Origin of the sequence: Methylobacterium carpenticola (genome assembly GCF_042748905.1) — a bacterium.
Taxonomy (GTDB): domain Bacteria; phylum Pseudomonadota; class Alphaproteobacteria; order Rhizobiales; family Beijerinckiaceae; genus Methylobacterium; species Methylobacterium carpenticola.
In genome coordinates this window covers 4,260,607-4,283,297 of record NZ_JBHZEO010000001.1, presented here as the reverse complement: position 1 = coordinate 4,283,297, position 22,691 = coordinate 4,260,607, and the positions used below count along the sequence as shown (strand labels likewise).

Below are 22,691 nucleotides of genomic sequence, written 5' to 3'. Positions count from 1 at the left end.
GTTCGAATCAATCGACGTATTCCGGCTGAGAATCAGTGCGGGTGACATGACCATGAGCGATTTAGCCGGCCGCTTCTTGGACACGGAGAGCCTCTCTCCTCACGGCATCTGCCTGCTCTGGCGGCCCGAACTGATCTGGGCGCACATGATCTCCGACGCGTTGATCGGTCTGGCCTACTTCTCGATCCCGGTGGCGCTCGGCGTTTTCGTCACGAAACGGCGCGATATCGCGTTCGGCTGGATCTTCTGGTGCTTTGCGCTCTTCATTCTCGCCTGCGGAACGACGCATTTCTTCGCGATCTGGACGCTGTTCGTGCCCGATTACGGTGCGGAGGCACTGGTGAAGATCCTGACGGCCGTGATCTCGCTCGCCACCGCGGCGACGTTGTGGCCCCTCCTGCCCCGGGCGCTCGCCCTGCCCTCGCCGGAGGAGTTGCGGCGGATGAATGCGGCGCTGACCGCCCGAATCACCGAGCGCGACGCGGCCCTGGACGCGCTGCGCCTCGCCATCGACGAGCGCGAGCGGGCGGAGGCCATGCTGCGGCAATCCCAGAAGATGGAGGCGATCGGCCAGTTCACGGGCGGGGTCGCGCACGACTTCAACAACCTGCTCGGCGTGATCATCGGCAACCTCGAACGCCTCCAGCGGCTGCTCCCGGGCAACGCTGCGGCCGAGAAGCCGCTGCAGAGCGCGATGGAGGGCGCCGAGCGCGCGGCCGGGCTGGTGCGCGACCTTCTCGCCTTCGCCCGCCAGCAGCCCCTCGTCCCGACCCGGGTCGACGCCAACCATCTCGTGCGCTGCATGCTGGACCTCATCGAGGGCGCCCTGTCGCCGTCCGGGCGCCTCGTGGTCGATCTCGAGCCCGATCTCTGGCCCACCTGCGTCGACCGCAACCAGCTCGAGAGCGTGGTGCTCAACCTCGCGGTCAATGCGCGGGACGCCATGGAGCCGGACGGGACCTTCACGGTCGCGACGCGCAATCTCGCGCGGGAGGCCGCGCGGGCGCAGCCGCCGCTGCAGGACATCGATTACGTGCACTTGCGCTTCAGCGATACCGGCCGCGGCATGGCGCCGGAGGTGGCCGAGCGGGCGATCGAACCCTTCTTCACCACCAAGCCGGTGGGCCGCGGGACGGGGCTCGGCCTGAGTCAGGTCTTCGGGTTCGTGAAGCAGTCCGGCGGCCACCTCGCCCTGCACAGCCGCCCGGGTGCGGGGACGACGATCGACGTCTATCTGCCGCGGGAGAACGCGGCTCCGCCGCGGGCGGCCGCGCTTTCCGAGCCGTCCGCGGAGCCGATAGGATCGATGTTCATGACCGCGAGGCTGGCGTGACATGGATGGCGGGCAGGTGGAGACCGTGCTGGTGGTGGAGGACGAGCTCCTCCTGCTCGACCTCGTCACGGCGGAGCTGGAGGATGCGGGGCTGACGGTGCATCAGGCCGCCTCCGCCGATGCGGCCCTCGAGATGCTGGCCACCGACTTGGCCGTCGACGTGCTGTTCACGGATATCCGCCTGCCCGGCCCGATCGACGGCTGGGCGCTCGCCGAGGAGGCCTTGCGGCTGCGGCCGCGGCTGAAGGTTATCTACGCGACCGGCTTCAGCGGCGACGCGCCGCGTCTCGCCCCGGGCAGCCTGTTCTTCAACAAGCCCTACCGCCCCTCGGCGATCATCTCGGCGATCGAGACGTTCCGCAGCCAGGCCGGGGCTCCCGACCGCTGACCGCCCCTCCGAACCGCGCCGCCCGGTCATGGCCGGTCAAGCCACCGGCTCGCGATGCCCGAAAGGAGCAGGTCCGTGATCGGCCGGCCCGCGACCGAAATCCAGTCACGAGCACCTCGGGCGGCATCGTTTCCGGCTCGGCCGTGGCAGCATCGCGAGATAAATCGCACACAATCCAAAGCATTGACATCCCGTCGACCATTGGGTCAGGTGGCGGCTCTGACGCCAGCCGTGACGTGTTCCCAGCCGGTGCCGTGGTGACGGGATGAGCTGGATAATGGCAGTGGGGCGCGCCGGGACGACGGCGTCGATCGCGACGTCTCTCGACCGCGCCGGACGGGCGCGCCGGTCGATCCGCGCGATCATCCAGCCGGGCGCCACCGGCATCGGCGCCCTCTGCGCCGGGGCGCCGTTCCCGGCCCTGGCCGCCCCGGCAGCGGGACCGTGGGACGGAGCGGTGCTCCTCGCCGGAGGCGCCGCAGCCGCCCTCGCGGTCGGGGCGGTGCTTCTCGTCCGGCAGGTGCAGCGGCGCAGGCGGGACGCCGGCCCCGCCCGGGACGACCCGGACGCGGATCCCGAGGCGCAGCGCCGCGCCCTCGCGGAGGCTGACCGGACCGCCTCGCTCCTCGGCAAGACCCTCGACTGCATGGACCAGGGGGTGATCCTCGTCGGGCCGGACCGCACCGTGCAGGTGGTGAACCGGCGCGCGCGCGAGTGGCTCGGCCTGTCCGACGCCTTCATCGCCGCCCGGCCGAGCTACCGCGCCCTGCGCGCGCAGGCCCGGCGCAGCCCGCATTGGGGCGCGCTCGTCATGGACACGCCCCTGCACCTCTCGGAGGACGACCCGGAGGCGACGCTCACCGTGGCCGAACGGCGCACCGCCGAGGGCATGGTTCTGGAGATCCGCACGGTCCGCACCGAGGACGGTGGCCTGATCCAGACGCTGACCGACATTACCGACCGGCGCAGCGCGGAGGACCGCTACCGGCTGCTCGCCGAGAATGCCACCGACCTGATCTCGCTGCGGCCGATCCGCGGCGGCAAGCAGGTCTACGTCTCGCCCTCCTCGCGGGCGGTCGTGGGCTGGGAGCCCGAGGAGTTCAAGCAGCTCTCGATCCACCAGCGGCTCCATCCGGACGATGTGGAGCGCATGCAGCGCGAGGCGGCCGGCGCCCGGCCGGGGGTCCCCCGGCGGACCAGCGAGTACCGCCTGCGGCACAAATCCGGCCACTACATCTGGGTCGAGTCGACGCTGCTCCTCACCAAGCCCGGCACGCCGGAGGAGGCGCTGATCGTCGCCTCGCGCGACGTCACCGCCCGGCGGGCGGCCGACGCGGCCCTGCGCGAGAGCGAGGCGCGCCACCGCCTCCTCGCCGAGCGGACGGGCGACATCATCGCGCGGGCCGACCTCGACGGGACCCTGCGCTACCTCTCGCCGGCCGTGGAGCGGGTGACGGGCTACCCGGCCGACGCCCTGCTCGGCCGCTCAGCCATGGCGCTGGTGCCCCCCCGCGAGCGCCGCCTCGTGCTCCACCGCTACGCCTGGCTGGTGGCCGACGGGCCGGGCGCGCGGGCGAAGTTCGAGTACCGGGTGCGCCACCGGCTCGGCCACGACGTCTGGCTCGAAGTGAACCCGACCGTGCTCTACGACGAGGCCACCGGCGCACCCCTCGGCTTCGTCGACGTGGCGCGCGACGTCACCGCCCGCCGGGCGGTCGACGCGGAACTCGCCGCCGCGCGCGAGCAGGCCGAGGCCGCACGCATCCAGGCGGAGCATGCGAGCCAGGCGAAGACCGACTTCCTGGCCTCGATGAGCCACGAGATCCGCACGCCGCTGAGCAGCGTGATCGGCTATACGGAGATGCTCCTCGACGACGCGGACCTGACGGAGAGCCAGCGCCTGCAGGCCTCCCGGATCCGCTCGGCGGGGTCCGCCTTGCTGACGGTCGTCGACGACATCCTCGATTTCTCGAAGATCGAGGCCGGCGAGGTCGATCTCGACCTGACGCCCTTCGCCCTCGACGGCCTGATCGAGAACGCCGTTGCCATCGTGCGCCAGCTCGCCGAGCGCAAGGGGCTGGAGATCCGCGTGGATCTCGATCCCGCCCTGCCGCGGAACCTGGTCGGCGACCAGAGCCGCCTGCGGCAGATCCTGCTCAACTTCCTCAACAACGCCCTGAAGTTCACGCGCCGCGGCCACGTCGTCCTCGCGGTGGCGCGATCCGGCGTGGCCGAGGCCGGCTGGCCGATCCGCTTCTCGGTGACGGATACGGGCATCGGCATCGCCCCCGAGCAGCAGGCCCGCCTGTTCAAGCGGTTCAGCCAGGTGGACGGCTCGATCCGGCGGGAATTCGGCGGCACCGGGCTCGGCCTCGCCATCTCCAAGATGCTGATCGAGCTGATGGGCGGCGCGATCGGCGTGGTGAGCACGCCCGGCGAGGGGTCGACCTTCTGGTTCGAGGTGCTGCTGCCCGAGGCGAGCACCGCTCCCCTCCCGGCCAAGGTGCCCCTGGCACGCCCGGCACGGCCGGGGCGGATCCTCCTGGTGGAGGATCTGATCGTCAATCAGGACCTCGCCCGCGCGGTGCTGGAGCGCGCCGGCCACGCGGTCGACATCGCCAATGACGGGCTGGAGGCCATCGCGGCCGTCCAGGCCAAGCCCTACGACCTCGTGCTGATGGACGTGCAGATGCCGGGAATGGACGGCGTCACGGCCACCCGGCACATCCGCGCCCTCGCCCAGCCCGTGGCGCACATCCCGATCATCGCCATGACGGCGAACGTCCTGCCGGCGCAGGTGAGCGAGTTCCTGGCGGCCGGCATGAACGACCATCTGAGCAAGCCGTTCCGGCGCGACGAGCTGCAGGCCGCGATTGACCGCTGGATCGGCGCCCCGGCTGAGCCGCCGCGGCACGCGGCCGAGGCCGCGCTGCCGGTCGACCGCCGCATCTACGACGACGTCGTGGGCCTGCTCGGCCCCGACCGGCTCACCTACTTCCTGGACGAACTCGCCCGCGAGATCCGCGACCGCCTGAGCGATTCCCGCCTCTCGGCCGACGATCCGCAGCGTCTCGCCCAGGATGCCCACAGCCTCGTCGCCTCCACGGGCACGCTCGGCTTCTCGGAACTCTCCGGCCTCTGCAAGCAGCTGGAGGTGGCCTGCCAGACCGGCACCGCCGACGACCTCATCGCCGCCGTGCGGGCGAGCCGCGACCGGGCTCTCGGGGAGATCGAGCGCCTGCGGCCCGCCGCGTGAGGCCGGCCGGGGGGAGCAGCGCCGCGGCAGAATTGCTCGATGCGATCCCGCCAATGTGGTTGATGTCGCATCATACGGTTTCCGGATGATCGCTTCGCGATGCGGAAACCGGCCTCGCTCAGGCGCCGCGCGGGCTCGTGATACGGTTTCCGAAAGTGATCGTCCGGAAACCGTATCATTCGCCGAACCTGTCGCCGGTTCGGCGAATGATGCTTAGCGCTCCTCGATCGTGAGCTTCTGGAAGCCGCGCGCGGCGAGCTTCGGCCGCTTGGCGCTGAGGATGCGGGAATTCACGCCCGTCCAGCCGATCTCGCCCGAGAGCCGGCCGTACTCGATCTTGGGGCAGCGGTTCATCACCACGGTGACGCCCCTCGCCTCCGCCCTCGCCGCCGCCGCGTCGTTGCGCACGCCGAGCTGCATCCAGATGACCTTCGGCAGCGGATCGAGCGCCAGCGCCTCGTCGACGAGGGGACCGGCGGCCTCCGAGTTGCGGAAGATCTCGACCATGTCCACGGGCCGGCCGATCTCCGCCAACCGGCCGGCGACGCGGCGCCCGAGCAGTTCCTGGCCGGCGAGGCCCGGATTGACCGGAATGACGTCGTAGCCGCGCTCCAGCAGGTACTTGGTGACGATCCAGCTCGGCCGGGCCGGGCTCGCGGAGGCGCCCACGAGGGCGATCGAGCGCACGGAGCGCAGGAGCCGGCGCAGAACCTCGGTGCCGTAGTCGTCGTGGCGGGCGGGATCGTAGGGGGCGGTCATCGGCGGTCCAGGATTGGCGGAGAGGGATTCGGGCGCTCAGGCCTTCCGGTTCAGGAAGGCGGCGATCCCCTCCTCGGCGGCGCGGGCCAGCATGTTCTCGGTCATCACCCGGCCCGCATGGGCGTAGGCCTCGGCGAGCGGCATCTCGATCTGCTCGTAGAAGGCGCGCTTGCCGACCCGCACCGTGTAGGCGCTGCGGGCGGCGATCCCGGCGGCGAGCGCCTGCGCCTCCGCGAGCGCCGTGCCGGCCCGGACCACCCGGTTGACGAGCCCGAGCGCCCGCGCCTCCTCCGCCTCCACCATCTCGGCAGTGAGCAGCATCGCCATCGCGGCCTTGCGCGAGAGGTTGCGCGAGAGCGCCACCATCGGCGTCGAGCAGAACAGCCCGATCTGCACGCCCGGCGTCGCGAAGCGCGACTCCTCGCCGGCCACCGCGAGGTCGCAGCTCGCCACGAGCTGGCAGCCGGCGGCGGTCGCCACGCCCTCCACCGCCGCGATCACCGGCTGCGGCAGGGCCGGGATCGCCATCATCACCTGCGAGCAGAGATCGAACAGCGCGGCGAAGCGCGCCGCGCCCCGGTCCGGCTCGGCCCGGTAGGCGGTCATCTCCTTGAGGTCGTGGCCCGCACAGAAGGCCGGCCCGTCGGCGGCCAGCACCACGACACGGACCGTCTCGTCCGCGGCGAGCCGGGCGAACTCCTCCCGCAAGGCGCTCAGCAGCGCCATCGAGAGGGCGTTGCGGGCCCGCGGACGGTTCAGCGTCAGGGTGGCGACGCCTTCATGGTCGCGGCGGGTGAGCAGGGCGGTTTCGTCCATCGCGGGCTCCGAGGCAGGGCGCCCATTGTCGGGCGGCCGGCGGCGTGCTGCAAGGCGGACGGGAGCCAGACCAACGCGCCAGACGGGCCCGGAGCCGATGCCGACAGAAACGACGATGAGCCGCGAGGCGGTGAGCGCCTTCCTCGACGAGGTGTTTCCGCAGCTCCACCATGGCGGCCCGGGGCCGGTGATCGAGGCGGTGGGACCGCTCACCGCCACCATGCGCCTGCCCTATCACGAGCGGCACCTGCGGCCGGGCGGCACCCTCTCCGGGCCCGCCATGATGATGCTGGCCGACGTCGCGCTCTATGCGGCGATCCTCGCCAATCTCGGCCCGGTGGCGCTCGCGGTGACCACCAACCTCTCCTTCAACTTCATGCGCAAGCCCGGCCCCGGCGACCTGATCGGCGAGGCCCGCCTGATGAAGCTCGGCCGCCAGCTCGCGGTCGGCGAGGTGCTGATCCGCAGCGACGGTGCGGAGGATCTCGTCTGCCATGCCACCGGCACCTATGCGATCCCACCGCGCAAAAACTAGCGGTATCATACTACCTCAATAGCGAAACCATTCGGATCTCTCGACTTTTTCGCGGCTATCCCCGCAGGGAGGCGATTGACGGACGCGACCGCCTCGCGTAGACAGCCGCCATCGCCGCTGCGCGCCAAGCGCGGCGGCGTCCTGTTTCTGAAGAAAGTTCTCGGGATTCCAGCGCGATGAAGACGTTTTCGCTGAAGCCCGCCGACGTCGAGAAGAAGTGGGTGATCATCGACGCCGAGGGCCTCGTGGTGGGCCGCCTCGCTTCGATCATCGCGATGCGTCTGCGGGGCAAGCACAAGGCCCAGTACACGCCCCACGTCGATTGCGGCGACAACGTGATTGTCATCAATGCGGACAAGGTGAAGTTCACCGGCCGCAAGTACAATCAGAAGGTGTACTACCACCATACCGGCTATCCGGGCGGCATCAAGGAGCGCTCGGCGAAGTTCATCCTCGAGGGCCGGTTCCCCGAGCGCGTGGTCGAGAAGGCCGTGGAGCGCATGCTGCCGCGCGGGCCGCTGTTCCGGCAGATCCTCGGCAACCTTCGGGTCTACAAGGGCTCGGAGCACCCCCACGCCGCCCAGCAGCCGGAGACGCTCGACGTCGCCGCTCTCAACCGCAAGAACGTGAGCGCGTAAGATGGCGACCCTTCAGTCCCTCGCCGATCTCGGCCAGGCCAACAAGGCGGCTCTCGCCTCGGCCGAATCCGAAGCCCCGGTCCACGTCCAGAAGCTGGACGCCCAGGGCCGTGCCTATGCCACCGGCAAGCGCAAGGACGCGATCGCCCGCGTCTGGATCAAGCCCGGCGCCGGCGTCATCACGGTCAACAGCCGTCCGCTGGACACCTACTTCGCCCGCCCGGTGCTGCGGATGCTGCTGCAGCAGCCGCTCCAGATCGCCAACCGCGTCGACCAGTACGACATCGTCGTGACGGTGAGCGGCGGCGGCCTCTCGGGCCAAGCCGGCGCGGTGCGCCACGGCCTCGCCAAGGCGCTGACCTACTTCGAGCCGGAGCTGCGCTCGCCCCTGAAGCGCGAAGGCTTCCTCACCCGCGACCCGCGCGTCGTGGAGCGCAAGAAGTACGGCCGCAAGAAGGCCCGTCGCAGCTTCCAGTTCTCGAAGCGCTGATCGGCCTCTCACAGGTCTGGACGAACGAAGGGCGGCCCGGTCTCCGGGCCGCCCTTTTCCGTGTTCGCCCGATATCTGCGGGAAGGACCCGCCCCGAAGCCTCGTACGGTTTCCGATTGATCGCGTGGCGATGGCTGCGCCCTCGCTTTCGCGATGCGGAAAGCCGGCTTCGCTCAAGGCGGGCGCGGAGCCCTGCGCCGCGCGGGCGGGTGATGCGCTTTCCGGACGCGATCGTCGGGAAGCCGTATCATTCACCGGTCCTCGTGCCGGGGATGGCCGCGGGCCCGCCTGCCATCCGCGGCCGGAGCCATGTGGGAGCATGACCCGGCGCGCGGATCGATCGTCACGCCGGGACCAGCGTGCCCTTGACCGCCCGGGCGAGTTCCTTCGGCGCCGGGGCATCGGGTCGCCCGACCACCTCGATGCGGGATCCGGCCACCTGCCGGGAGGCCCAGTCGCCGACCATCTCCAGGCAGGTATGGTCGATGTGGCGCAGGTCGTCGGCGGCGATGCGGATCGGCCGGCCGCCGGGCGCCTGCTCCAGGGCCTCCGTCAGCTTGGGCAGCTGGAGGAAGGTGGCCGACCCCGACAGGCGCAGCTCCGGCACCGGGGCGGCCTGCTGCGGCGGCTCGATTCGCAAGAGGCCCTTGCGCAGGATCGGCGGCAGGACCTGAAGCAGGCTCAGGACGAGGCCGGTGAGCACGCCGGTCAGCAGGTCGGTGGCCACCACCATCACCAGCGTGACGAGCCAGATCCCCGCCGGCACCAGGCCGTAGCGCGCCTTGAGGTGCAGCGCGTGGGCCGGACTCGCGAGCCGCCAGCCGGTCACGACCAGGATGCCGGCGAGCGCGGCGGTCGGCACGAGCTGGAGGATGCCCGGCAGCACGGCCACGAAGGCGAGGATCCAGAGGCCGTGCAGCACCGTCGAGGCCCGGCTGCGCGCGCCCGCCTGCACGTTGGCGGAGGAGCGCACGATGACGCCGGTCATCGGCAGGCCGCCGAGAAGCCCGCACAGCACGTTGCCGATGCCCTGCGCGCCGAGTTCCCGGTTGTACTGCGTGCGCGGCCCGTCATGCATCCGGTCGACCGCCGCCGCGGAGAGCAGGCTCTCGGCGCTCGCGATCACCGCCAGGGTGAGCACGGCGGCGATGATGCCGGGCTCCGCGAGCCGGCTCCAATCCCCCGCCGCCGGCAGGGCGAGGGTCGAGAGGATGGCGTCCGGCACCTCGACCCGCTTCACCGCGAGGCCGCCCAGGGAGGCGGCCAGCGTCCCGGCGAGCACGCCGATGAGGGCGCCGGGGACGAGACGCAGCCGCGCGGGCCGCACCGTCTCCCAGCCGATCATCCCCACGATGGTGACGAGCCCGACGAGGTTCGCCGCGAAGCTCGGGCTCCCGTTGTCGAGATCGAAGAACGCCTCGGGGATCGCCTGCAGGTTCTCCAGGCCGCTCGCGCGCGGGGACCCGTCGGAGATGACGTGGAGCTGCGCGAGCACGATCAGCACGCCGATGCCCGCGAGCATGCCGTGGACGACGGCGGGCGAGATCGCCCGGAACCACCCGCCCACCCGCATCAGCCCGGCGGCGATCTGGATCACGCCGGCCGCGACCAGGACCGGGCCGAGCATGCCGAGCCCATGCGTGCGCACGAACTCGAACACGATGACGGCGAGGCCCGCCGCCGGGCCGCTCACCTGGAGCGGCGAGCCCGCGAGGAGCCCGACCACGATTCCGCCGACGATGCCGGTGATGAGCCCCCGCTCGGGCGGAACACCCGAGGCGAGCGCGATGCCCATGCAGAGGGGCAGCGCGACCAGGAAGACGACGAAGGAGGCGGGCAGGTCCCGCGCGAGGGAGGCCGGCAGCAGCCGCGTCATCCGGCTCATTCCGCCGCGCGCGGGAGCGGGGCGGCGGCCCGCGCCTCGGGCGCGGCGGCGACCGGGATGGCGTCGCCCGTCGTGTCGAAGGGGACGAAGCGCCGGATCTCGCCGTCATAGGCGAGGAGTTCGCCGGTCTCGATGGCGAAGAACCAGCCGTGCAGCCGCACCTCGCCCTTGGCCATCGCCGCCGCCACGCTCGGATGCGTGCGCAGGTGCTGGAGCTGCACGACCACGTTCTCCATGGCCAGCGCCCTGAGGCGGGTGGTGCCGTCGATGTCCGGCGGATAGGCCTCGCAGACGATCCGCTCCGCCGCGCAGCTGTGGCGCAGCCACGCCGCCACGCTCGGCATCGCCTCGAGCGCCTTCGGCTGCATCAGGCCCTTCATGGCGCCGCAATCGGAATGGCCGCAGATGACGATGTCGCGCACGCCGAGGGCCACCACCGCGTACTCGATCGCCGAGGACACGCCGCCGTTCTGCTGGGTGAAGGGCGGCACGATGTTGCCGGCGTTGCGGCAGACGAAGAGTTCGCCCGGACCGGTCTGGGTGATGTGCTCCGGCGCGACCCGGGAATCCGCGCAGGCGATGATCAGCGCCTTGGGCTGCTGACCGTCGCGGACCAGCCGCTCGTACATCTGCTGCTGGCCGGGGAAGATGCTGTCGCGGAAGGTGGTGATGCCCTGGATGATGCTGTCCATGAATGGATCCTCGCCGAGTTCGATGGGATGGGTGGTGATGGCGGTGGTCCCGGCGGCGTGGCCGCACGGGGACGCGCGCACGGGCTCGTGCGCCAGCAAAGCGTGGTCAGGTCTGGGACGGTTAAGGGGAGGCGCCGGCGCCGGCGCGATGCCGGTCCTCCGTCCGCGATTCAGCGTGAGCTGGTCCAGCGGGACTCGGCCGGGCGGTTCGCGGTGAGCGGCAGCGTGCCTCCATCCGGTAGCATCGGCTGGCCGAGGATCTGCCCGCTGCCCCGGCGCGGCGCATGGAGCGAGCGTGGATCGTTGACATAGGTGCTCATCAGCGCCCCTCCGGCCGCCTGACGGCTGCCGTCGGCCGCCAGCGCCGGAGAGGAAGCTGCGATGATTCCGACGATGAACGGACCTACTACGATCTCTTGCACGCATTCATCCTTTCAATGTTGTGATTTTGGAGCGGCGCGAGGCCGAATATCGCGCCAATGTGGAAACTAGGGAGCGTTCTTCTTTCGACATGTGCGGTGGCGCACGCGGATGATCCGGCGATTTAATCCCGGATGAGCCTCACGTTTGCGTCAGGAGGCCCGGAGAACCGGGGGCGGGCCGGGGCCCCGCGCCGGGCTTGACCCGCGCACCCAACGGCTTAGGTCGCATGGGTGGCCTCGCCGCCCACCTCTGGAGAGCTTCACGCGCATGGGCCGTATCGCCGCGATGGTCCGTCATCCTGCCGCCCTGCGGCGGCTCCTTGCCGCGGGCGGCCTCGCGCTGGCGGCAGCGGGCGGGCCGGCAGGGGCGATCGAAGGCGGGATGCCCGCCGGGCCCCGCGATGCCGTCGCCCGCGCCACGGTGGCGCTCGGCACCGTCAACCAGTCCGGCGACGACATTCAGGTCACGCGCTGCTCGGGCGTGCTCATCGGGCGCGATCTGGTCCTGACCGCCGCGCATTGCGTCGGCGAGAATCCTCTCGGCGCGGTGGCGGTGTTCTATCGCGGCAGCCGGCCGGTCGGCCCGGTCTACCGGGCCGCCGCGGTGTCGCGCTTCGCGGTGGACCGGGATGCGGCGGAGGCGGGCGACCTCGGCATCAACCTCGCGGCGCTCTCCCTCGACATCGCCGTGGTGCGGCTCGCCAAGCCGGTGCCGGATCGGGCGCCCGTGCCGGTGACCCGCGGCCCCCGCCGCCTGCCCGGCCGCCTGCTCATCGCCGGGGTCGGCCTCTCGGGCGGCAAGCCCGGCACGCTCAAGACCGCGCGCCTGACGCCGCTCGCGGTCACGGAGAGCGGCCTGACCTTCGCGCGGGCGGAAGGGGCGCTCGTCTGCGTCGGCGATTCCGGCGGCCCGGTCGTCACCGCGGGCGGCGCGCGCCTGTGGGGGGTGGCGAGCGCGGTCATCACCTCGGATCCGCCCTGCGGCAGCCTCGTGGTGATCGCGCCGGCCGCCCGGCGCTGACCGTCATACGATTTCCGCCGCACGGGCCCGGGATCCGAAATCCCGGAAGTCGTCGTCCGGCTTTCGGATCAGTCCGCCTCGCCCTCCGCCGGCTCCGGCAACGCCATCACCCGCGGCGGATGGCCGGTGGATTCCAGGAAGCGGATCAGGTCGCCCGGCGCGATCGCCGTGGTGGCGGCGTTGTGGAGCGGGTGGAAGTTGACCGGGTCGCGCGCCATCAGGTTCGCGTCGAGGATCACGCTGACCTGGCCCTCGCGATCGTTGATCACGCCGAAGGGCGTCACAGAGCCCGGCCGCACGCCGAGCACGGCGAAGAGCAGCTCCGCCGAGCCGAAGGAGAGGCGGCCGGTGGCACCGATCGTCCCGTGCAGGCGCTTGAGGTCGATGCGGGCCTCGGCCTCCGCGACGACCAGGAACAGCCGGCCGCGCTTGTCCTTCAGGAAGAGGTTCTTCGAGTGGCCGCCCGGCAGGCCCGCCTTCAGGTCGCGGGATTCCGCCACCGTGTGGACGGGCCGGTGCTCCGTCGTGCGCACCGGGATGCCGAGATCGGACAGGGAGGCGAGAAGATCCTCGGGGCTCGCGGGATTCATGCGGCGAGGTGACGGGCGAGCGCGGCCGGATCGACGTTGCCGCCGGACAGGATGATGCCGACGCGCAGGCCCGCGACCGGAACCGCGCCCTCGAACGCCGCCGCGGCGGCAAGGCAGCCGGTCGGCTCGACCACGAGCTTCATCCGCTCCACGAAGAAGCGCATGGAAGCGACGAGGGCCGCGTCCGGCACCGTGACGATGCCGGTGACCTCGCGGCGGATGATCGGGAAGGTGTGCTGGCCGAGATGAGTGGTGAGCGCGCCGTCCGCGATCGAGACCGGCACGGGGATGCGCACGATCTCCCCCTTGGCGAGCGACATCTGGCCGTCGTTGCCCGCCTCCGGCTCGACCCCGTAGATCGCCGCCTCCGGGGCGAGCGCGCGGGCCACGAGGAGCGAGCCGGCCAGGAGACCGCCGCCGCCGAGGCAGACCAGGATCACGTCGAGGGGGCCGGTCTCCTCGATGAGTTCCTTCACGGCCGTGCCCTGCCCGGCGATCACCTCCGGATGGTCGTAGGGTGGGATCATGGTCAGGCCGCGCTCCTCCGCGAGCCGCCGGCTCACCGCCTCGCGATCCTCGGCGTAGCGGTCGTAGCGCACCACCTCGGCGCCGTAGCCCTCCGTCGCCGCGACCTTGATGGCGGGGGCGTCGTGCGGCATCACGATTACGGTCGGGGCGCCCTGGAGCGCGCCCGCATAGGCGATGGCCTGCGCGTGGTTGCCCGACGAGAAGGCGAGCACGCCGCGCCGCCGCTCGGCCGCGGAGAGCGCCGCGATGGCGTTGTAGGCGCCCCGGAACTTGAAGGCCCCCGCGCGCTGCAAGGCCTCCGCCTTGAAGAACAGCTTGGCGCCCGTCCGCGCATCGGCGGTGCGGGAGGTGAGCACGGGCGTGCGGTGGGCGACCCCGTCAAGGCGGCGGGCGGCCGCCTCGACATCGGCGTAGGAGACGGTCATCAGCGGTGCCCGAAGCTCGGCTTGCGCTTCTCGAGGAAGGCCGCCATGCCCTCCTTCTGGTCGGCGGTGGCGAAGAGGCCGTAGAAGACGCCGCGCTCGTAGCGCACGCCCTCGGCGAGAGTGGTCTCGTCGGCGCGGTTGACGCAGTCCTTGGCCACCATCACGGCGGGCAGCGACATCGACGCGATGGTCTCGGCACTCCGCCACGCCTCGGCGAGGAGATCGGCGGCGGGGACGATCCGGGCGACGAGGCCGGCGCGCTCGGCCTCCGCCGCGTCCATCAGCCGGCCGGTGAGGCACAGCTCCATCGCCTTGGCCTTGCCGACCGCCCGGGTGAGCCGCTGCGTGCCCCCCGCCCCCGGGATCACCCCGAGCTTGATCTCCGGCTGGCCGAACTTGGCGGTGTCGGCCGCGAGGATGAAGTCGCACATCATGGCGAGTTCGCAGCCGCCGCCGAGGGCGTAGCCCGCCACCGCGGCGATGATCGGCTTGCGCTTGCGCCCGACCTTGTCCCACTCGGCGAAGGGATCGGCGACGTAGAATTCCGGATGGGTGCGGTCGCGCATCTCGGCGATGTCGGCGCCGGCCGCGAAGGCCTTCTCGGATCCGGTGAGGATGATGCAGCCGATGCCGTCGTCGCGCTCGAACCCGTCGAGGGCGTGGTTGAGTTCGGCGATCAGCGGCCCGCAGAGCGCGTTGAGCTGCGCCGGCCGATGCAGGGTGACGAGGGCGACCCGCCCCCGCGTCTCGACCCGAATGTTCTCGTATTCCATCGTGGCTCCTCCCGCATCTCTCCCCACCTCTGGCTAGAAGAGCCGGCGCGCCACGGCAAGGCTCAAGCGGGCGGCGGCGGATCGGGCGCCTCGACCACCTGCTCGCGCTGGAGCTGGAGGGCGACGAACCAGCACAGGGAGGCCCAGGCGGCGCCGATGCACCAGCCGGCCAGCACGTCGCTCGGCCAATGCACCCCGAGATAGATCCGGCTGATTCCGACGAGGAGCGTCGTCACCACGCCGAGGGCCAGCACGAAGGCCTTGACGCGCCGCCCCCGCGAGATGCGGGCGAGCAGGATCGCCAGGGTGAGATAGGCCACCGCCGACAGCATGGCGTGGCCGCTCGGGAAGCTCGCCGTGAAGGTCTCCATGCCGTGGGGCACGAGATCCGGCCGCGGGCGCTGGAAGAACAGCTTGAGCACCGTCGAGAGGATCTCGCCGCCGCCCACCGAGGCCAGCACGAACAGGGCCGCGCGCCAGCGCCGCGTTCCCGCGAGGTAGAGCACCACGCAGGCCGTGACGTAGACGATGCCGAACACGCTGCCGAAGGCGGTGATGTCCCGCATGGTCTCGGGCAGCCAATCGGGCCCGATCGGCTGGGCGAGGTCGCCGGGCCGGCGCAAAGCCAGGAGCAGCTTCTCGTCGAGGCCCGAGGTGTCGCCCTCGGCGACCTCGCCCGCCACCTTGAAGAAGCCGAAGCCGAACAGGCTCACGGCGAGGAGTGAGGCGAGCGGGCCGACCTCGTTGAGGCGCAGGCGCCGCCACAGGGCGCCGGCGTGGCGGGGGATCGGCAGGCGGTCGAACCGGCTCATCGGGATCACGACTCCACGCCGAAGGAAAAACGGCCCCGGGCCTCCCAGGGTCCGCCGCAATACCGCCAGAGCAGGAGCCCGGTGGCAGTGAAGCGGAAGGGGGCGAAGGCCGCCGCGAGCCGCTCGTGCAGGGCCCGGGCGGTCTCGGGCGCGACCTTGTTCTGGATCGTCACGTGGGGTCGGAAGCCCTGACGGTCCTGCGGCGTGAGCCAGGGCGCGAAGACCCGCGCGAGCCGCCCGCGCAGGGACGCGACGGCGGGCGCGTCGAGGGTGTAGGCGACGCCGCGCCCGGTGAAGCGCAGGCCCGTCGCCGCGACCTCGGCGGGGGGCTCGCTGCGCACGAGCGCCGCCAGGGTCTCGGCGATGCCGCGCTCCTCCTCGCCCGGCAGGTGGTGGAACAGGGTGACGTGGGCCGGGATGCGGTTGAGCGCGGGCGGGAAATGCGCCCGGCGCTCCGCGTCGAACCGGGCGGCGGCGGTGTCGTCCATCGCGAGGGTGAGGATCAGGGGTGCGGTCGGCATCGTTGCTGCGAGATGGCGCGCGGACGAGGCTTGTCCATCCGGCGCTGTTCAGGCGCCGCTCCGCCCGCTACAGCGCCGCCATGACCCATCGCAGCAACGCGGTCCATGTCGGGCGGGACGGCTGGCTCTTCCTCGTCGGCGGCACCAACCAGGTGCTCCGCCAGTACCGGGCGACCCCGCTCGCGGCCTGGCGCCTGTGGCGCTGGCGGCGGCTGATCGAGCGGCGCGCAAGCCGCGCGGCGGCGCTCGGGCTTCGCTTCCATCAGGTCGTGGTGCCGGAGAAGATCAGCATCTACGAGGACCGGCTCGACGGGATCGCGGTCGATCCCGCCCTCTCGCCGGCCCGCCGGCTCGGGTTGCGCATGGCGCGCTCGCCCGCCGCGGGCTGCTGGATCGACCTCGTCGGGCCGATGCGCGCCGCGCGGGGCGAAGACCGGCCGCTCTACCTGCGCACGGATACGCACTGGACCGAGCGGGGCTGCCAGCTCGCCTATGCGGAGATCATGCGCGGGCTCGGCGCCACCCCGCGCCCGGACCTCGCCGAGCGGCCCTACCAGGATACCGCGGCGGTGCTCGATCTCGGGCAGAAGCTGGCCTCGCGGCCGGTGGAGACGGCGCGCATGGTCCAGTACCAGCGCGACGCGAGCCGGGTCGAGGCGAACGCCCTCCTCGAGACCTTCGAGGCGCAGGGCCGCGCCATGGAGCTGCATGTCGGCGCCCGGGCGGTGTTCCGCAACGAGGGGCCGCAGGCCGATCCGCGACGGCTGGTGCTGTTCGGCGATTCCTGCGCGCATTTCGGCGGCTTCTTCCTCACCGGCCTCCTCGCCGAGAGCTTTCGCGAGGTGCATTTCGTGTGGTCGGCGAGCATCGACTGGGGCTATGTCGAGCGGGTGCGCCCGCACCTGCTCCTGGTGGAGATGGCCGAGCGCTTCCTCGGCCGACTCCCCGACGACCGCTTCGACAGCGAGGCCTTCGCACGGGAGAAGCTGAAGGCCGCGGGGGCGTGAGCGCTGGCAAAGCCCGCCCGCCGTTCCATCTCCCCCGGGATCTCAGGAGGCGCGCATGGGGCTGCTCGTCAACGGCGTCTGGCAGGACCGCTGGTACGACACCAAGGAGACCGGCGGACGGTTCGTCCGCAAGGATTCCGCCTTCCGCCACTGGGTGACGGCGGACGGGGCGCCCGGCCCTTCCGGCGACGGCGGCTTCCCGGCGGAAGCCGGGCGCTACCACCTCTACGTCTCCCTCGCCTGCCCCTGGGCCCACCGCACCCTGATCGTGCGCGCCCTGAAGGGGCTGGAAGAGGCGATCTCGGTGAGCGTGGTCGATCCGCACATGGGCGCGGAGGGCTGGGTGTTCGGCGACACGCCGGGCGCCGGCCCCGACACCCTGAACGGCGCCCGTCGCCTCTCCGAGGTCTACCTCAAGGCCGATCCGCATTATACCGGCCGCGTGACCGTGCCGGTGCTCTGGGACAAGCGCCGAAACACCATCGTCTCGAACGAATCCGCCGAGATCATCCGGATGCTCAACGGCGCCTTCGGCACGGCCGGACCCGACCTCTACCCGGCGGACCTGCGCGCCGGGATCGATGATCTCAATGCGCGCGTCTACGACCGGGTCAACAACGGCGTCTACAAGGCCGGCTTCGCGACCGCGCAGGACGCCTATGCGGAGGCGGTGAGCGCCCTGTTCGCGGAACTCGACGCCCTCGACGACCGGCTCGGCCGCGGGCGCTACCTCTTCGGCGCGCGCCTCACCGAGGCGGATATCCGCCTGTTCACCACGCTGGTCCGCTTCGATCCGGTCTATGTCGGGCACTTCAAGTGCAATCTGCGCCGGATCGCGGATTATCCGAACCTGTCGGGCTACCTGCGCGACCTCTACCAACACCCGGGCATCGCCCCGACCGTGAACCTGACGCACATCAAGCGGCACTATTACGAGAGCCACCCCACCATCAACCCGACCGGGATCGTGCCGCTGGGCCCCCTGCTCGACTACGACGCGCCGCACGGGCGGGCCGAGCGCTTTCCATCGGCATAGATCTCTGGTGAAGGGCCGGATCGTCGGCGCGGTGATCCGGCCGCTCCGCCACCTTCGATCGAGCAGGTTCTCGGTCTCCGGAGCGCCGGAGCCGAGCCGCTCCGCGCCCGGATGTAACCTTTGCGGCAGCGCGACGAATCGGCTCGTGCCAGAACCGGATGGCCGGCTCCCGTGTTGTCAGCAGTGACAGCAATGCGTCGCGGCCGCGACGCGGCGACTGGAGGTGAGGGACAGCCATGCGCGTCGTCGTCGACCTGAACCGCTGCCAAGCCTATGCCCAGTGCTGCTACGCGGCGCCGGACAGCTTCGTGCTGCACGGGAGCGAGGTGCTGGTCTACGATCCCGCCCCACCGGCAGAGCGCCGCCGGGAGATCGAGCGGGCCGTGCAGGCCTGCCCGGTGCGCGCCATCCTGCTGGAGGCCGGGCCGGAGGCGGAGGAGAACCGTGGCTGAGCCCGGGCACACCCTCATCGTCGGCGCCTCGCTCGCGGGCTTGCGCGCCGCCGAGGCCCTGCGGCGGGAGGGGCATCGCGGCCCCATCACCCTGGTGGGCGACGAGCCCCACCGGCCCTACGACCGGCCGCCCTTGTCGAAGCGCGTGCTCAGCGGCGAGGAACGACCCGACCGCACCACCCTGCCCTCGCATCCCGGCCTCGACCTCGCGTGGCGGCTCGGCGCCGCGGCGGTGGGGCTCGATCTCTCCGCCCGCGCGGTGGCGCTGGCCACGGGCGAGCGGATCGCCTTCGATACGCTGCTGATCGCCACCGGCACGCGGGCGCGCGCCTGGCCGAGGCCGGCGGAGGCGGCGCTGAAGGGCGTGCACGCCATCCGCAACCGCGACGATGCCGAGCGGCTGCGGGCGGCGCTCGCCGCCGGGCCGCGGCGGGTGCTGATCATCGGGGCGGGCTTCATCGGCTGCGAGGCGGCGGCCGCCTGCCGGACGATCGGGTTGCCGGTGACGCTGGTCGATCCCAACCCGGCGCCCCTCGCCGCGGTGCTCGGCACGGTGATCGGCCGCGTCGTCGCAGGAATGCTCGAAGGAGCGGGCGTCGATTACCGGCCCGCCACGCGGGTCGAGGCGCTGGAGGCGGATGCGGCGGGCCAGGTGCGCGCGGCGCATCTCGCCGGGGGCGGCATGGTCGCGGCGGATGTCGTCATCGTCGCCCTCGGGGCCGTGCGCAACACCGAGTGGCTCGCCGGATCCGGCGTCGCGGCGGATGCGGGCGGGGTGACCTGCGACGGGTTCTGCCGGGTGCTCGACGCGGCGGGGGAGCCCGTGGCGGGCGTGGCGGCGGCCGGCGACGTCGCGCGCTTTCCCCACCCGCTCGCTCCCGACGGCCCGGTCGCCTTCGAGCATTGGGGCCACGCCGTCGCGCAGGCCGCGCAGGCCGCCCGCACGCTGCTCGGCCGGCAGGAGGCGCCCTATGCGGAGATGCCGGCCTTCTGGTCGAGCCAGTTCGACGTGAACATCAAGTCGGTGGGGCTGACGAACCGCGCCGACAGCGTCGCGGTCACGCAGGGCAGCGTTGCCGAGCGGCGCTTCGTGGCGGCCTACGGCCGCGAGGGCCGCACGGTCGCGGCGGTCTCATTCGATTCCGCCCGCTGGCTGCCGGCCTACGCGGCGCAGATCGAGGCCGGCGCGCCCTTCCCGCCCATCCTCGGGGCCACCGACCAGGGCCGCGTCGCCCCGGTGGATCCCGGCTTCCCGTCCCATCCGGCGCGCGCGTGAGTGCCATGCCCGACCCGACCCTCTTCGCCCAGGTCAAGGACCCGGCGAACCGTCCGGACCCCTATCCGCTCTACAAGCGGCTGCGCGAGGCGCCGGTCGCCCCGCAGGACGACGGCAGCTACGTGGTGACCACCCATGCGGCGTTGCGGGCCCTGATCTTCGATCCGCGGCTCAGCTCGGAGGACCTGCCCTCCGCCTCGCATCCGCGCACCGGCAACCCGCTCAAGGACTGGATCATCAACCCGATCAAGGACCATGTGCGGACCAAGCACCGGCCCTTCATCTTCCGCGATCCGCCCGACCACGACGCCCTGCGCCGGCACGTGATGCGCGAGTTCACGCCCGCGCGCATCCGGGCCATGCACGGCCGGGTCGATGCCCTGGTGGAGGAGCTGCTGGACAAGCAGCGCGATGCGCGCGCGATCGACCTCGTGGACGATTTCTCCTACCCGCTGCCCGTGACGGTGATCTGCGAGCTGCTCGGCGTACCGCCCGAGGACGAGGCGCGCTTCCACGGCTGGGCGACGCAGCTCGCCACGGCCCTCGAACCCGATGCCCGCCACGACGAGGAGACGCTCGGCCGCAACATCGAGACCTTCGACGTGATCGCCGCCTACATGCAGGACCTCATCCGGGACAAGCGGCGGCACCCGAAGGACGATCTCCTCACCGGGCTCGCCACGAACGCGGACCCGAAGCTCGGCCGCATGGGCGATTACGACCTGATCGCGACCGCGATCCTGCTGCTGATCGCCGGGCACGAGACCACCGTGAACCTGATCACCAACGGCATGCTGACGCTCCTGCGCCACCCCGAGCATCTGGAGCGGCTGCGGACGGATCCCGAGATCGCCCCGCGGCTGATCGAGGAATTGCTGCGCTACGAGCCGCCGGTCCATTTCCGCACCCGCAAGGCGCTCGCCGCCATCGCGTTCGCCGGAACGACGATCCCGGAGGGCGCGCCGGTGGTGCTGCTCTTCGCCTCCGGCAGCCGCGATCCCGCCCGCTTCCCCGATCCCGACCGATTCGACCCGGACCGGGAGGACAACCAGCATTTCGGGTTCGGCGGCAGCCTGCATTTCTGCGTCGGCGCGCCGCTCGCGCGGCTGGAGGCGGAGGCCGCCCTCGTCGCCCTGGCGCGGAGGCTGCGCAATCCCCGGCTGATCGAGGATCCGCCGCCCTACCGGCCGGGCGCGTCGCTGCGCGGGCCGCAGCACCTGCGCCTCGCGATCGAGGGCGTCGAGATCGGCCGCTGAGGCGCCGGCCGTCGCCCTGCCTCACGCCTGATCCGGGATGCCGTTCGCCCAGGCGTCGAGCGCGCCCTCCTCCAGCCGCGCGCGGGCGTGGCGGTAGCCGATCTCCGCCACCAGCGCGTAGCTGCGCCACGCCCGCAGGTCGATGCCGGCGAGCGGCGGGCGCAGCACCGCCGTCGCGCGCTCCCGCGCCATGGCCGCCGAGGCATCGCTCGACACGGTGGCGGCGCGCAGCAGGATCTGGGCGATGCTCGGCATGGCCAGGGGCACGCCGAGCGCCCGGCGCAGCAGCCGCCCGCGCAATCCCCGCCGGGGCATGGTCTCGAGGGCGAGGTCGCTGGCCACGTCCACCGCCAGCACGGCCCCCCGGCCGAGGGCCGCCATGAGATCGGCCGGCAGGTTGTTCATGACGCCCCCATCCACCAGCACGCCCGCCGCGTCGAGGACGGGCGGCAGCAGGCCCGGAATGGCGATGCTGGCGCGCAGGGCCAGGGCCAGCGGTCCCTCGCGGTGGACCATCGCCGCGCCCGTGGTCAGGTTCGACGACACGCAGAAGAAGGGCAGCCGGAGATCCTCGATCCGGGTCTCGCCGAAATGCTGCGCGAGGCGCCGGTCGACCTTGACGCCGCGGGTGAGCGCGGTGAGCGGCAGCGTGTAGTCGTTGAGCGGCGATGTCTCGACGAAGGCCGCGACCGTGTGCGCGGCGATCTCCTCCGGATCCCAGCCCATGGCGAGGCTGGCCCCCGTGATCGCTCCCATGCTGGTGCCCGCCACGAGATCGACGGCGATGCCCGCCTCCGCGAGCGCGCGCATCACCCCGAGATGCGCGAAGCCCCGGGCGCCGCCCCCGCCGAGGACGAGCCCGCGCGCCCGGCCGCCGGCGATCCGGGCGATCCGAGCCACATCCGCCGCGAGGCCGGCCCGGGCCTGGAGCCGCAGGCTCACCGGCAGCGCCGTGACCTCCGCATCGAGGGGTCCCGGAGAGCGGGCATCGGCCGCGGTGACCACGACGAGATCCTGGCGCGTCCAGCCCGGCACCGGCATGGCGATGCGACCCGCAAGGTCTGCGCAGGCGGGCTGCGCGGGGCCCGCGAGCAGCAGGACGTGGTCCGCCCGGCGCAGGCAGAGACGGGCCCAGGCCGTGCCGGGCGCCTCGGCCGCGTAGACGACCTGATCGTGCGCGCTCTCCAGGACGTGGAACCACGTCTCGTCCGCGTCCTGAGGCCATTGCGGGAGCATGGCGGAGCGTCCCGGCAGAGCCGCCGCGAAGGCTTCCGCGAAGGCGGCGGCCGTCACGCCCTGCGTCACGCCGATCACCGCGAAGGTCAGCGGCGTGGCGATCCGCTGGGGCGCCGAGGCGCTGCGCAGCCGCGTCGCCAGGAGCCGCGCGAAGTAGAGCATCGTCGCCGGATGATGCGCCACGAGGTCGTCGAACGCCGCCTTCGACAGGCGCAGCAGGTAGGAATCGCGCAGAGCCGTCGCGGTGGCCGAGCGCGGCTCGCCCGAGAGCAGGGCCATCTCGCCTACGGTCTCGGGCGGGCGCACCCGCGCGACCGGCCGCGGCGTCCCGGTCACGGGATCGCGGGCGGAGATCCCGACCGCGCCGGAGACGAGGGCGTAGAGCGCGTCGGCGGGGGCGTCCTGCTCGAACAGCACCCGTCCGCCCGCCACCACGATCGGTTCGAGCCGCGCGCGCAGGGCAGCGGCCGTCGTCGCGTCGAGCGGCGCCAGGAACGGGATCTCCGGCTCAGGCGAGCCGCCCACGATGTCCATGCCGCCCCTC

23 protein-coding genes are annotated in these 22,691 nt (G+C 72.1%); 12 read left to right on the top strand and 11 right to left on the bottom strand.

The window, feature by feature from the left end; all coding sequences use genetic code 11:
• Positions 1 to 52: 52 nt before the first annotated feature.
• The 3 genes from ACE101_RS20060 to ACE101_RS20050 all read left to right on the top strand — a co-directional run bounded on the left by ACE101_RS20060 (position 53) and on the right by ACE101_RS20050 (position 4,977).
• Positions 53 to 1,333, top strand: coding sequence for a sensor histidine kinase (locus ACE101_RS20060; protein ID WP_379133170.1), 1,281 nt, complete (start codon positions 53 to 55; stop codon positions 1,331 to 1,333).
• Position 1,334: 1 nt separating this feature from the next.
• On the top strand, positions 1,335 to 1,721 hold the full coding sequence (locus ACE101_RS20055) for a response regulator (RefSeq protein ID WP_379133167.1): 387 nt from the start codon (positions 1,335 to 1,337) through the stop codon (positions 1,719 to 1,721).
• A gap of 277 nt (positions 1,722 to 1,998) precedes the next feature.
• Entirely contained in the window at positions 1,999 to 4,977 is a 2,979-nt protein-coding gene (locus tag ACE101_RS20050) for a PAS domain-containing hybrid sensor histidine kinase/response regulator (RefSeq protein WP_379133165.1), read from the top strand.
• 213 nt (positions 4,978 to 5,190) lie between these two features.
• Here the strand turns inward: ACE101_RS20050 and ACE101_RS20045 are convergent, their stop codons facing one another.
• Both ACE101_RS20045 and ACE101_RS20040 read right to left on the bottom strand, forming a co-directional pair.
• Positions 5,191 to 5,736: a CoA-binding protein gene (locus ACE101_RS20045; RefSeq protein ID WP_379133162.1), complete on the bottom strand. Its 546-nt coding sequence runs from the start codon at positions 5,734 to 5,736 to the stop codon at positions 5,191 to 5,193.
• 36 nt (positions 5,737 to 5,772) lie between these two features.
• Positions 5,773 to 6,552, bottom strand: coding sequence for an enoyl-CoA hydratase (locus ACE101_RS20040; RefSeq protein WP_379133159.1), 780 nt, complete (start codon positions 6,550 to 6,552; stop codon positions 5,773 to 5,775).
• A gap of 97 nt (positions 6,553 to 6,649) precedes the next feature.
• On the opposite strand from ACE101_RS20040, the gene ACE101_RS20035 reads away from it, so the two are divergent.
• The 3 genes from ACE101_RS20035 to rpsI all read left to right on the top strand — a co-directional run bounded on the left by ACE101_RS20035 (position 6,650) and on the right by rpsI (position 8,215).
• Entirely contained in the window at positions 6,650 to 7,087 is a 438-nt protein-coding gene (locus tag ACE101_RS20035) for a PaaI family thioesterase (RefSeq protein WP_379133156.1), read from the top strand.
• A 176-nt stretch (positions 7,088 to 7,263) separates the two neighbouring features.
• Positions 7,264 to 7,725, top strand: a complete 462-nt coding sequence (gene rplM / locus ACE101_RS20030) for a 50S ribosomal protein L13 (protein ID WP_379133153.1) — start codon at positions 7,264 to 7,266, stop codon at positions 7,723 to 7,725.
• A 1-nt stretch (position 7,726) separates the two neighbouring features.
• Positions 7,727 to 8,215 (top strand): 30S ribosomal protein S9, encoded by a 489-nt coding sequence (rpsI, locus tag ACE101_RS20025; protein ID WP_379133151.1) that lies wholly within the window; start codon positions 7,727 to 7,729, stop codon positions 8,213 to 8,215.
• A gap of 343 nt (positions 8,216 to 8,558) precedes the next feature.
• Here rpsI and ACE101_RS20020 read toward each other — a convergent pair whose 3' ends face one another.
• The 3 genes from ACE101_RS20020 to ACE101_RS20010 all read right to left on the bottom strand — a co-directional run bounded on the left by ACE101_RS20020 (position 8,559) and on the right by ACE101_RS20010 (position 11,214).
• Positions 8,559 to 10,091: a SulP family inorganic anion transporter gene (locus tag ACE101_RS20020; protein ID WP_379133148.1), complete on the bottom strand. Its 1,533-nt coding sequence runs from the start codon at positions 10,089 to 10,091 to the stop codon at positions 8,559 to 8,561.
• 5 nt (positions 10,092 to 10,096) lie between these two features.
• The gene (locus ACE101_RS20015) at positions 10,097 to 10,792 is read right to left on the bottom strand and encodes a carbonic anhydrase (protein WP_379138811.1); all 696 of its coding nucleotides are present in this window, start codon (positions 10,790 to 10,792) and stop codon (positions 10,097 to 10,099) included.
• Positions 10,793 to 10,962: 170 nt separating this feature from the next.
• The gene (locus ACE101_RS20010; protein WP_379133145.1) at positions 10,963 to 11,214 is read right to left on the bottom strand and encodes a hypothetical protein; all 252 of its coding nucleotides are present in this window, start codon (positions 11,212 to 11,214) and stop codon (positions 10,963 to 10,965) included.
• 286 nt (positions 11,215 to 11,500) lie between these two features.
• On the opposite strand from ACE101_RS20010, the gene ACE101_RS20005 reads away from it, so the two are divergent.
• Positions 11,501 to 12,235: a trypsin-like serine protease gene (locus tag ACE101_RS20005; protein WP_379138808.1), complete on the top strand. Its 735-nt coding sequence runs from the start codon at positions 11,501 to 11,503 to the stop codon at positions 12,233 to 12,235.
• Between the two features lie 68 nt (positions 12,236 to 12,303).
• On the opposite strand, the gene ACE101_RS20000 is transcribed toward ACE101_RS20005, so the two are convergent.
• The 5 genes from ACE101_RS20000 to ACE101_RS19980 all read right to left on the bottom strand — a co-directional run bounded on the left by ACE101_RS20000 (position 12,304) and on the right by ACE101_RS19980 (position 15,884).
• Positions 12,304 to 12,825 carry a prolyl-tRNA synthetase associated domain-containing protein gene (locus ACE101_RS20000; RefSeq protein ID WP_379133142.1) on the bottom strand — a complete coding sequence of 174 codons (522 nt, stop codon included), beginning with the start codon at positions 12,823 to 12,825 and terminating at the stop codon, positions 12,304 to 12,306.
• A complete protein-coding gene (locus ACE101_RS19995; protein WP_379133140.1) occupies positions 12,822 to 13,778 on the bottom strand; it encodes a threo-3-hydroxy-L-aspartate ammonia-lyase in 957 nt (318 codons plus the stop codon). Before ACE101_RS19995 ends, ACE101_RS20000 begins: the two co-directional genes overlap by 4 nt.
• On the bottom strand, positions 13,778 to 14,551 hold the full coding sequence (locus ACE101_RS19990; RefSeq protein ID WP_379133137.1) for an enoyl-CoA hydratase: 774 nt from the start codon (positions 14,549 to 14,551) through the stop codon (positions 13,778 to 13,780). Before ACE101_RS19990 ends, ACE101_RS19995 begins: the two co-directional genes overlap by 1 nt.
• 62 nt (positions 14,552 to 14,613) lie before the next feature.
• The gene (locus tag ACE101_RS19985) at positions 14,614 to 15,363 is read right to left on the bottom strand and encodes a phosphatase PAP2 family protein (protein ID WP_379133135.1); all 750 of its coding nucleotides are present in this window, start codon (positions 15,361 to 15,363) and stop codon (positions 14,614 to 14,616) included.
• A 5-nt stretch (positions 15,364 to 15,368) separates the two neighbouring features.
• Positions 15,369 to 15,884 (bottom strand): 2'-5' RNA ligase family protein, encoded by a 516-nt coding sequence (locus ACE101_RS19980; RefSeq protein ID WP_379133133.1) that lies wholly within the window; start codon positions 15,882 to 15,884, stop codon positions 15,369 to 15,371.
• Positions 15,885 to 15,964: 80 nt separating this feature from the next.
• Here ACE101_RS19980 and ACE101_RS19975 point away from each other — a divergent pair, with 80 nt between their 5' ends.
• From ACE101_RS19975 to ACE101_RS19955, 5 genes are all read left to right on the top strand, one after another.
• Positions 15,965 to 16,891, top strand: coding sequence for an alginate O-acetyltransferase AlgX-related protein (locus ACE101_RS19975; protein WP_379133131.1), 927 nt, complete (start codon positions 15,965 to 15,967; stop codon positions 16,889 to 16,891).
• Positions 16,892 to 16,946: 55 nt separating this feature from the next.
• A complete protein-coding gene (locus ACE101_RS19970; RefSeq protein ID WP_379133129.1) occupies positions 16,947 to 17,927 on the top strand; it encodes a glutathione S-transferase family protein in 981 nt (326 codons plus the stop codon).
• Positions 17,928 to 18,163: 236 nt separating this feature from the next.
• Positions 18,164 to 18,379, top strand: a complete 216-nt coding sequence (locus ACE101_RS19965) for a ferredoxin (RefSeq protein WP_379133127.1) — start codon at positions 18,164 to 18,166, stop codon at positions 18,377 to 18,379.
• A complete protein-coding gene (locus ACE101_RS19960) occupies positions 18,372 to 19,655 on the top strand; it encodes an NAD(P)/FAD-dependent oxidoreductase (RefSeq protein ID WP_379133124.1) in 1,284 nt (427 codons plus the stop codon). The genes ACE101_RS19965 and ACE101_RS19960 overlap by 8 nt, the downstream gene beginning before the upstream one ends.
• Positions 19,656 to 19,660: 5 nt before the next feature.
• Positions 19,661 to 20,911, top strand: a complete 1,251-nt coding sequence (locus ACE101_RS19955) for a cytochrome P450 (RefSeq protein ID WP_379133122.1) — start codon at positions 19,661 to 19,663, stop codon at positions 20,909 to 20,911.
• A 21-nt stretch (positions 20,912 to 20,932) separates the two neighbouring features.
• Here the strand turns inward: ACE101_RS19955 and ACE101_RS19950 are convergent, their stop codons facing one another.
• Positions 20,933 to 22,681 carry a patatin-like phospholipase family protein gene (locus tag ACE101_RS19950; protein ID WP_379133119.1) on the bottom strand — a complete coding sequence of 583 codons (1,749 nt, stop codon included), beginning with the start codon at positions 22,679 to 22,681 and terminating at the stop codon, positions 20,933 to 20,935.
• Between the last annotated feature and the right edge of the window lie 10 nt (positions 22,682 to 22,691).

Excerpts from the sequence above, each read along its gene's own strand:
- ACE101_RS20060 (WP_379133170.1), top strand. The coding sequence starts at position 53 with ATGAGCGATTTAGCCGGCCGCTTCTTGGACACGGAGAGCCTCTCTCCT.
- ACE101_RS20055 (WP_379133167.1), top strand. The coding sequence starts at position 1,335 with ATGGATGGCGGGCAGGTGGAGACCGTGCTGGTGGTGGAGGACGAGCTC.
- ACE101_RS20050 (WP_379133165.1), top strand. The coding sequence starts at position 1,999 with ATGGCAGTGGGGCGCGCCGGGACGACGGCGTCGATCGCGACGTCTCTC.
- ACE101_RS20045 (WP_379133162.1), bottom strand. The coding sequence starts at position 5,736 with ATGACCGCCCCCTACGATCCCGCCCGCCACGACGACTACGGCACCGAG.
- ACE101_RS20040 (WP_379133159.1), bottom strand. The coding sequence starts at position 6,552 with ATGGACGAAACCGCCCTGCTCACCCGCCGCGACCATGAAGGCGTCGCC.
- ACE101_RS20035 (WP_379133156.1), top strand. The coding sequence starts at position 6,650 with ATGCCGACAGAAACGACGATGAGCCGCGAGGCGGTGAGCGCCTTCCTC.
- rplM (WP_379133153.1), top strand. The coding sequence starts at position 7,264 with ATGAAGACGTTTTCGCTGAAGCCCGCCGACGTCGAGAAGAAGTGGGTG.
- rpsI (WP_379133151.1), top strand. The coding sequence starts at position 7,727 with ATGGCGACCCTTCAGTCCCTCGCCGATCTCGGCCAGGCCAACAAGGCG.
- ACE101_RS20020 (WP_379133148.1), bottom strand. The coding sequence starts at position 10,091 with ATGACGCGGCTGCTGCCGGCCTCCCTCGCGCGGGACCTGCCCGCCTCC.
- ACE101_RS20015 (WP_379138811.1), bottom strand. The coding sequence starts at position 10,792 with ATGGACAGCATCATCCAGGGCATCACCACCTTCCGCGACAGCATCTTC.
- ACE101_RS20005 (WP_379138808.1), top strand. The coding sequence starts at position 11,501 with ATGGTCCGTCATCCTGCCGCCCTGCGGCGGCTCCTTGCCGCGGGCGGC.
- ACE101_RS20000 (WP_379133142.1), bottom strand. The coding sequence starts at position 12,825 with ATGAATCCCGCGAGCCCCGAGGATCTTCTCGCCTCCCTGTCCGATCTC.
- ACE101_RS19995 (WP_379133140.1), bottom strand. The coding sequence starts at position 13,778 with ATGACCGTCTCCTACGCCGATGTCGAGGCGGCCGCCCGCCGCCTTGAC.
- ACE101_RS19990 (WP_379133137.1), bottom strand. The coding sequence starts at position 14,551 with ATGGAATACGAGAACATTCGGGTCGAGACGCGGGGGCGGGTCGCCCTC.
- ACE101_RS19985 (WP_379133135.1), bottom strand. The coding sequence starts at position 15,363 with ATGAGCCGGTTCGACCGCCTGCCGATCCCCCGCCACGCCGGCGCCCTG.
- ACE101_RS19980 (WP_379133133.1), bottom strand. The coding sequence starts at position 15,884 with ATGCCGACCGCACCCCTGATCCTCACCCTCGCGATGGACGACACCGCC.
- ACE101_RS19975 (WP_379133131.1), top strand. The coding sequence starts at position 15,965 with ATGACCCATCGCAGCAACGCGGTCCATGTCGGGCGGGACGGCTGGCTC.
- ACE101_RS19970 (WP_379133129.1), top strand. The coding sequence starts at position 16,947 with ATGGGGCTGCTCGTCAACGGCGTCTGGCAGGACCGCTGGTACGACACC.
- ACE101_RS19965 (WP_379133127.1), top strand. The coding sequence starts at position 18,164 with ATGCGCGTCGTCGTCGACCTGAACCGCTGCCAAGCCTATGCCCAGTGC.
- ACE101_RS19955 (WP_379133122.1), top strand. The coding sequence starts at position 19,661 with ATGCCCGACCCGACCCTCTTCGCCCAGGTCAAGGACCCGGCGAACCGT.
- ACE101_RS19950 (WP_379133119.1), bottom strand. The coding sequence starts at position 22,681 with ATGGACATCGTGGGCGGCTCGCCTGAGCCGGAGATCCCGTTCCTGGCG.